Raw genomic sequence first — 7,428 nt, 5'->3', positions numbered from 1 at the left:
GACCGCCTTGCGCCCTGGGCGCAAGGCGGTCTCACTTCGCCCGAACCCAGCGGTCAGCGGCCCCACCGAGCACGGAGCATCAAATGGTCACCATGAAGTGATTTCTTTGCCCGCCCCAAAAGCGACCACTGCGGACGCTTTCCACGGGCGAACAATCGTGGATCGAGGCCGCAGAGCACACCAGAACCAGCAAGTATTACTGAGCGGATCGGAGCGTGTGAGCCGCGCCCGATACCGGTCAGGAAGAAGAGTCAAATCGCCACTTGCATGGCGTCTGGTGTCAGTGGATTCTCTGTTGAGCGGATACCGCGGGTGCCTCTGACCGAGACAGCGCGAGTACCCGCACGGTCTCTCGTCGTCGCCCCACGGAGGCATCATGCGCCCCAGGATCGCCACGGCCGCCCTCGCCCTCGCCCTGAGCGCGAGCGGACTGGCCCTGACTCCCACCGCCGCCGACGCCGCGGCACCGGCCACCGCGCCGAGCAGGGCACTCGCCGCGCCGGCGTTCAACGCCGCCGGCGTCTACACGATCTTCCAGAGCCGCGGAGGCAACATCCAGGTCAACGTGACCCAGGACGGCGCCGGCAGGCTCTTCGGGTCCGCGGTCTACGGCAGCACGGCCGGGACGATCGAGACGGGATCGGTGGACGGCTTCAACATCTTCTTCGTCATCGGATGGTTCAACGGGACCCGGGGACGCTACGACGGCTCGCTGGGCGGCGACAGGCGCCTGTCAGGGATCACCGTCGACCTGAACCACCCCGGCAGCCAGGCGACCTGGTTCACCAGCCGCACCTTCTGAGCAAAGGGCCCGGCCGGGATACCGTTGAGAAAGGGCCGCGGCGCGGCCGAATTTGGCGTACCACGAATACGCCGCCGAATGGGAACGGAGTAAAGAACTCAGTCGTCGGCGGAGAAGCGGATGGCCGTCGGCGGCAGTTTGATCCCGGGCCAGACGCGCACGCCGCAGCGCAGTTCGTTGCCGGGGCCCACCACCGCGCCGTCGCCCAGCACGACGCCGTCGAGGACCGCGCCGGGGCCCACCCGGGCGCCCCGGCTGAGGACCGAGTCGCGGACGGTGGCGCCCTCGGCGACGAACGAGTCCTCCAGCAGGACGCTGCCGATCACGGTGGCGCCCGCCTCGACCACGGCGCCGCGGCCGACGGTGGTGCCGCCGCGCACGACCGCGCCCGGCGCGACGCGGGCGCCCGTGAGAGCGAGGCGCTCGCCCGGCTCGCCGGGCATGGCGGGAGACGCCAGGGTGCCGAGGACGAGGTCGCGCGAACCCCGGACGAAGGCCTCGGGGGTGCCGACGTCCAGCCAGTAGCCCGACTCGACGTAGCCCATGACCACCGCGCCGGACGAGATGAGCGACGGGAACGTCTCGCGCTCGACGGAGACCACCTCGTGCTCGGGGATCGTGTCGATGGCCGACCGGCGGAAGACGTAGCAGCCCGCGTTGATCTGGTTCGTCACCGGATGGGGCGTCTTCTCCAGGAAGGCGGTGACGCGGCCGTCGCCGGCGGTGGGGACGCAGCCGAACCGGGACGGGTCGTCGACCTCGGTGAGGTGGAGCGTCACCGAGGCGGCGGCGGCCTCGTGCAGCTTCACCTGGGCGCGGACGTCGTGGCCCGACAGGATGTCGCCGTTCAGGATCAGGACCGGGTCGTCCGGGCCGCAGGTGAGGGCGCGCGCGGCGTTGCGGATGGCGCCCCCGGTGCCGAGCGGCTCGTCCTCGCTGACGTAGGCGAGGTCGACGCCGTAGGCGCGGTCGCCGAAGGCGGCCTCGAACATCTCGGCGCGGTAGGACGTGGCGAACACGATGCGCTCGACGCCCGAGGCGTGGGCGCGGGCCAGCTGGTGCGCGAGGAACGCCACCCCCGCCGTGGGGAGCAGGGGCTTCGGGGTGGAGATCGTCAGGGGGCGCAGGCGGGTGCCTTGACCTCCCACCAGGAGGATCGCTTCCACTCGGTTCCTTTCTCCACGCGCGGTCGGAGAGAGCCTAGTGGGTGCGTGCCGCGGCGTACTGGTCCACGGCACGCCGGTAGGAGGCCATGTGCGCCTCGGCGGACGCCGACCAGGAGAACCGCTCGGAGCGGGTGTGGGCCGCCTCGGCCAGTTCGGCTCGGCGGGACGGGTCGTCGATCAGCGAGGTGAGGGCGGCGCCGATGCCCTCCGGGTCGGGTTCGGTGTAGGCGACCGCGTCGCCGCCGACCTCGGGGAGGGGGCCGCGGTGCGTGGTCAGGACGGGCGCGCCGCAGGACATGGCCTCCAGGACGGGCAGCCCGAAGCCCTCGCCGCGGCTCGGGAGCGCCACGACCAGCGCGCCGCCGAAGAACCCGGGCAGGGCCGGCCAGGGCAGGTAGCCGGGGCGCAGGACGCGCAGCTCCAGCGGGACGGTGGCGAGGGCCGCGTCGACCTCGTCGTCCCAGCCGCCGCTGCCCGCGAGGACGAGCGCCGGCGCGTCCTCGCGGCCGGCGCACGCCCGCACCCAGCCGCGGATCAGGTTCGGGACGTTCTTGCGGGGCTCCAGCGCGCCCAGGTAGGCGACGTAGGGGCGGCCGTGCAGGCCGAGGCGGTCGGAGACGTGCTTGACCTCCGCCTCGGACGGGCGGTGGAAGACCTCGTGGTCGACGCCGTGGTAGGCGACGTCGATGTGGGACGGGTCGGCGCCGAGGATGCGGACCAGCTCGTCGCGCGTCGCGCGGGACGGCGCGATCAGCCGGGTGGCGCGGCGGGCGGCGGTGCGGGTCGCCGACTTGATGTAGGAGGTGCGCACCGGGTCGTGCGGCTCCGGCTCGGCGAACAGGGTGACATCGTGGATCGTCACCACGGTCGGCAGGCCCGCGCTCACCGGCATCGTGTAGGTGGGCAGGTGGATGACCTCGGCGCCGACGCGCCGGGCCACGTGCGGCAGGCCCGACTGCTCCCAGGCCAGGCGGGTGGCGCGGTGCGAGAGCGTCGCGGGCCCGGCGACCACCTGCGCGCCGGGCACGAGGCCCTCATAGCGTTCGGCGTCCGCACGCTGGCAGGCGACGGCCAGGTCGGCGCCCTGCCGGTGCAAGGCGCACAGCAGCCCGTCCACATACCGGCCGAGCCCGCCGCGGTCGGCAGGCACGGCGGTGGCGTCGAGCAGAATCCGAGGCGCCACGGTCCACTCCCCCATCCAGCGCGGTGGCGTAGATCACTCTTTACTCTCCGAGCGTACGCCCGGAAGGCGCCAACTCGCCGGATCTCGTTCCACGCGATTCATCCGTGAGGGGCCCTCCCCACACGGCCACCGCTTACGCGCCCCCGGCCCCCGCGGGGCCTTATCTTTTTCGGGCGCGGACCAGGACGATGCTGCCGCGCTCGTTCGGCGCGGCGCGGTCGGCGAGGGCGACGAACGGCGTGAGCGGCGCGGCCGCGTTGAAGCCGACCCTGCCGCCGTAGGTGGAAAGGGACAGGTAGAGGCGCTCGGTGGCCGCGGTGCGGAACTGGTAGCTGTAACCGACGAGGTCGAGGCCGCGCTCGTCCATCAGCTTGCGCAGGCTGTCGTGGGTGTAGGTGTGCTGGACGTGGTACTTGGCCTTGTGCGCGTCGCGCAGTTTGGGCCAGGCGTCGGCGCGGCTCAGCACGTCGGCGGACATGAAAATCTCACCGCCGGGCTTGAGGACCCGCGCCATCTCGTCCAGCGACCTGCCGCCGTCGTCGAAGTGCTCGATGGCGCAGACCGACAGGACCGCGTCGAACGAGCCGTCGGCGAACGGCAGCCGCAGCGCGTCGCACTCGATCAGCGCGGGGGCGTGCGCGAGCGTCCGCCCGTAGACCATCTTGCCGCGGGCCAGGTCGATCGAGACGGCCTCGGCGCCGCGCCGGCGCGCGCGGCCGGCCCAGTAGCCGTCACCGCCCGCGACGTCGAGGACCCGCTTGCCGCGCAGGTCGCGCCCCATCCAGTCGAGCAGCGTCCCCGCCTCGCGGTACCGGCACACGTGCACCTGGTGCCCCATGAAGGCGACCACATCCGAAATCTTCATCGCTCCCCAACTCTAGGCGGAGCGGGCGGCCGCGAGGTCACGTTCGCCTACGCTGGGCGCGTGAAGATGAAGGTCGTCGCCGTCCGGGCCCTGCGCGTGCTCCTGGTCCTGCTCGCGCTCGCGTTCTGCGGCTACAGCGTGGCGTCCCAGTGGGACGCCGCGGTGGACGCGTTCCGGCAGATGTCGTGGGCGACGCTGGCCGGGGCGCTCGCCGCGGGCCTGGCGGGGCTCTTCGCCTGGATGCTCGGCTGGCGGGAGTTCCTCGCCGGGCTCGGGTCGCCGCTCCCGGTGCGGGCCGTCTTCCGGATCTCGGGGATCAGCCAGCTCGGCAAGTACGTCCCGGGCAAGGTGTGGGCGCTGGTCACCCAGATCGAGATGACGCGCGAGCACAAGGTGCCGCCCGAGCGCAGCTTCGGCTCGACGATGCTGGCGGTCGCGACGTCCACTTCGTGCGGCCTCGCGGTCGCGGCGGTGACGCTGCCGCTGACGTCCGCGGCGGCGCGCCGGGAGTACTGGTGGCTGTTCCTGCTGGCGCCCGTCCTGCTGGCGATGCTGCACCCGAAGATCGTGAGCTGGGCGCTCGGCGTGATGCTCAGGCTCGTGCGGCGGCCGCCGCTGGAGCACCCGGTCGGCCTCGCCGCGACGCTCAGGGCCATCGGGTGGACGGTCCTCGGCTGGGCCCTGTTCGGCGTGCACACGTGGCTGCTGTGCGCGGCCGTGGGCGGCGACGGCAAGGGGCTGCCCTTCCTGGCGACCGGGGCGTACGCGCTGGCGTTCGTCGCCGGCTTCCTCGTCTTCATCGCGCCGGGCGGTATCGGGGCCCGGGAGGCGGCGCTGACGGTCGTGCTGACGCCGGTGCTCCCGGCGGGCGCGCCGGTCGTGGTCGCGATCGCGTCCCGGGTGCTGCTGACCGCCGCCGACCTGCTGATCGCGGGCGCGGCGTTCCTGCTGGGCAGGACGGCCCCGGCGACCGGGAATGAACCGCGCTCCGAGCCGCTTGTGACGGGTACGCAGCCCATGACGGATGCGCAGCCTACGAAGGAGGGACCGTGACGGCCCCGATCACCGTGACCGACGCGACGTTCGCGGACGAGGTCCTGAGCAGTGACACCCCCGTGCTGGTCGACTTCTGGGCCGACTGGTGCGGGCCGTGCCGCATGATCGCTCCCGTCCTGGAGCAGATCGCCGCCGAGCAGGACGGCAAGATCAAGATTGCGAAGATGGACTACGACGCGAACCCTCAGACGCCGGGCAAGTACGGCGTGATGGGACTGCCGACCCTCCTGCTCCTCAAGAACGGCGAGGTCGTGGAGCAGATCGTCGGCGCCAAGCCCAAGCGAGCCCTGATGAAGGTCATCGAACCGCACCTTTGACTTCCTCCCCTCCAGGTTGGGAGGGGAGTGCTACGGCTCGCACCGCAGAGTTTTCTGCTTCGCGGCCGACTGCGGAAGGGAGGGCCCCGGCCGTCTGACATCAGCTCCACAGACATCACCGGGGTCTCCCCTGGCTACGGCTCGACCAGCCGCAAGGATGTTCTTTGCCGCATTGATGTCCCGGTCGTGCCGGGTGCGGCAGCCCGGGCACGTCCAGTGCCGGGTGGACAGGCTCAGTTCCGCGAGCGGGTGCCCGCAGTGCGAGCAGGTCTTGGACGAGGGGTACCACCGGTCGATCACGACCAGGGTCCGCCCGACCCGTTCGGCCTTGTACTCCAACTGGCGGCGAAACTCACCCCACCCGCAGTCGGAGATCGCCTTAGCGAGCCTGCGGTTCTTCACCATGTTGGCGACGGCGAGGTCCTCGATCGCGATGACGTCCGCCCTGCCGACGAGGGAGGTGCTGGTGCGGTGCAGGAAGTCGGTGCGGGCGTTGCGGATCTTGCGGCAGGCGCGGGCGACCTTGATCTTGGCCTTGCGCCGGTTGCTGCTACCGGGCTGCTTGCGGGCCATGCGCCGCTGGTACCGGGCTAGATTGCGCTGCTTCTTCTCCAGATGGCGGGGGTTGGCGATGCGCTCCCCGTCAGAGGTCACCGCGAAGTCGTTGACGCCCAGGTCGATGCCGATCTGACGCCCGGCGGCCGGCATGGGCTCGGGCTCAGGGGTTTCGACGGCGAAGGTCACATACCAACGGCCGTCCGCTTCCCGGGAGACAACTACCATCGTCGGATCCAACGTGGGCAGGTCCACATCCTCGAACGACCACACCAGTGCTAGCGGCGCCCGGGTTTTGGCCAGCCACAGTTCCCCGTCCTTCATCCGGAAGGCTGAGCGCGTGTAGTGCGCGGACTGGCGAGAGGTGCGGCTCCTGAAGCGCGGGTAGCGGGTACGTCCGGCGAAGAAGTTAGCAAAGGCGGCGTGCTGGTGGCGCAGCGCCTGCTGTAACGGAACCGAAGAGACTTCGTTCAGGAACGCCAGGTCCTCGGTCTTCTTCCAGGCGGTCAAGGCGGCGTCGGTTTCCCGGTAGGAGATTCGCCTGGCATCGGAATGCCAGGCCCGGTGGCGTTCGGCGAGGGTCTTGTTCCAGACCAGCCGGACACAGCCGAACGTGCGGCCGAAGAGGGCCGCCTGATCGGGGTCGGGGTAGGCCCGGCACTTGTACGCCGTCCGCATGACCGCGACATTACTAGTGGACGGGAAGGCTGTAAGGATTTCCGGTTACACCGGGGACCGCCCAGCTGCGCCGGACCGCTCGGCCTCACCGTCATCCTTACCCGACCGCCTGATCCCCCTGTCGGGGCCGCTGCCGCCTGCCCGGGCGAGGCGGTTAGTTTCCTGTGAGCGCGTCGAGGTAGGCGGTCCAGAGGGGGCCGTGGTCGACCGGGCGGACGCCGGAGCGGAGGCGCTCCGGCTCGCCCGGCTCGTAGAAGCGGCGCAGGGCCGAGGCGAGGGACGCGACGTCGTCCGGCCGGCAGATGAGGCCGTCGGCGCCGTCGCGTATCTGGGCCGCGAAGCCCCCCACATCGGTGGCGATCACCGGGAGGCCGTGCTCGTGGGCCATCCAGACGTTCTGTGAGGCGGTCGCAGTGCGGTACGGCAGGACGAGGGCGTCGGCGGCGGCGAAGAGTCCCGGGACATCGGCGGCGGGGACGTATCCGGGCCGCAGCTCGACCCTCGACGTGAGGTCCAGCGAGCGGATCAGCTCGCGGGTCTCGTCCAGGCCGCCCCAGAACTCGCCCGCGACGGTCAGCGCCACGTCGTCCGGGCCCTCGGCGAGGGCGCGCAGCAGGACGTCCAGGCCCTTGTACGGGCGGACGATCCCGAAGAACAGCAGCCGCCGGCGTACCTTGCCGTCGCCGGGCGCGGCGGTACCGGCCGCGGGCAGGTGCGCGGCCATCTCCGCGACCCGCACCGGCCGCGGGGTGAGCCCCCGCGCCAGTTCTGCCTGCGCCTCGGTGTGGACGAGCACGCCGTCCACC

At 71.5% G+C, this 7,428-nt stretch carries 8 protein-coding genes; 3 read left to right on the top strand and 5 right to left on the bottom strand.

Going from position 1 to position 7,428, the window contains the following annotated elements; all coding sequences use genetic code 11:
• Positions 1-376: 376 nt before the first annotated feature.
• Complete coding sequence (locus tag AB0C69_RS34625) at positions 377-802, top strand: hypothetical protein (protein ID WP_360359334.1); 426 nt, start codon at positions 377-379, stop codon at positions 800-802.
• Between the two features lie 98 nt (positions 803-900).
• Here the strand turns inward: AB0C69_RS34625 and AB0C69_RS34620 are convergent, their stop codons facing one another.
• The 3 genes from AB0C69_RS34620 to AB0C69_RS34610 all read right to left on the bottom strand — a co-directional run bounded on the left by AB0C69_RS34620 (position 901) and on the right by AB0C69_RS34610 (position 4,016).
• Positions 901-1,968, bottom strand: a complete 1,068-nt coding sequence (locus AB0C69_RS34620) for an NDP-sugar synthase (protein WP_360359331.1) — start codon at positions 1,966-1,968, stop codon at positions 901-903.
• A gap of 34 nt (positions 1,969-2,002) precedes the next feature.
• Positions 2,003-3,151, bottom strand: coding sequence for a glycosyltransferase family 1 protein (locus tag AB0C69_RS34615; protein ID WP_345177701.1), 1,149 nt, complete (start codon positions 3,149-3,151; stop codon positions 2,003-2,005).
• A 160-nt stretch (positions 3,152-3,311) separates the two neighbouring features.
• The gene (locus tag AB0C69_RS34610) at positions 3,312-4,016 is read right to left on the bottom strand and encodes a class I SAM-dependent methyltransferase (protein ID WP_360359328.1); all 705 of its coding nucleotides are present in this window, start codon (positions 4,014-4,016) and stop codon (positions 3,312-3,314) included.
• 66 nt (positions 4,017-4,082) lie between these two features.
• On the opposite strand from AB0C69_RS34610, the gene AB0C69_RS34605 reads away from it, so the two are divergent.
• Together AB0C69_RS34605 and trxA are read left to right on the top strand one after the other, a co-directional pair.
• Positions 4,083-5,069, top strand: a complete 987-nt coding sequence (locus AB0C69_RS34605) for a lysylphosphatidylglycerol synthase domain-containing protein (RefSeq protein WP_353834234.1) — start codon at positions 4,083-4,085, stop codon at positions 5,067-5,069.
• Positions 5,066-5,389 carry a thioredoxin gene (gene trxA / locus AB0C69_RS34600; protein ID WP_179837481.1) on the top strand — a complete coding sequence of 108 codons (324 nt, stop codon included), beginning with the start codon at positions 5,066-5,068 and terminating at the stop codon, positions 5,387-5,389. The genes AB0C69_RS34605 and trxA overlap by 4 nt, the downstream gene beginning before the upstream one ends.
• Before the next feature lie 30 nt (positions 5,390-5,419).
• Here the strand turns inward: trxA and AB0C69_RS34595 are convergent, their stop codons facing one another.
• On the bottom strand, positions 5,420-6,622 hold the full coding sequence (locus AB0C69_RS34595) for an RNA-guided endonuclease TnpB family protein (protein ID WP_360359324.1): 1,203 nt from the start codon (positions 6,620-6,622) through the stop codon (positions 5,420-5,422).
• Positions 6,623-6,776: 154 nt separating this feature from the next.
• Positions 6,777-7,428, bottom strand: a 652-nt coding sequence (locus AB0C69_RS34590; RefSeq protein ID WP_360359321.1) for a glycosyltransferase, incomplete at its 5' end; no start/stop codon positions are given.

It is taken from the genome of Actinomadura sp. NPDC048032, assembly GCF_040653175.1.
Lineage (GTDB): Bacteria > Actinomycetota > Actinomycetes > Streptosporangiales > Streptosporangiaceae > Spirillospora > Spirillospora verrucosospora.
This window is presented reverse-complemented; position numbering and strand designations above follow the sequence as displayed.

What these genes read in the sequence shown, in the direction of transcription:
- AB0C69_RS34595 (WP_360359324.1), bottom strand. Translation starts at nt 6,622, where the DNA reads ATGCGGACGGCGTACAAGTGCCGGGCCTACCCCGACCCCGATCAGGCG.
- AB0C69_RS34610 (WP_360359328.1), bottom strand. Translation starts at nt 4,016, where the DNA reads ATGAAGATTTCGGATGTGGTCGCCTTCATGGGGCACCAGGTGCACGTG.
- AB0C69_RS34605 (WP_353834234.1), top strand. Translation starts at nt 4,083, where the DNA reads ATGAAGGTCGTCGCCGTCCGGGCCCTGCGCGTGCTCCTGGTCCTGCTC.
- AB0C69_RS34625 (WP_360359334.1), top strand. Translation starts at nt 377, where the DNA reads ATGCGCCCCAGGATCGCCACGGCCGCCCTCGCCCTCGCCCTGAGCGCG.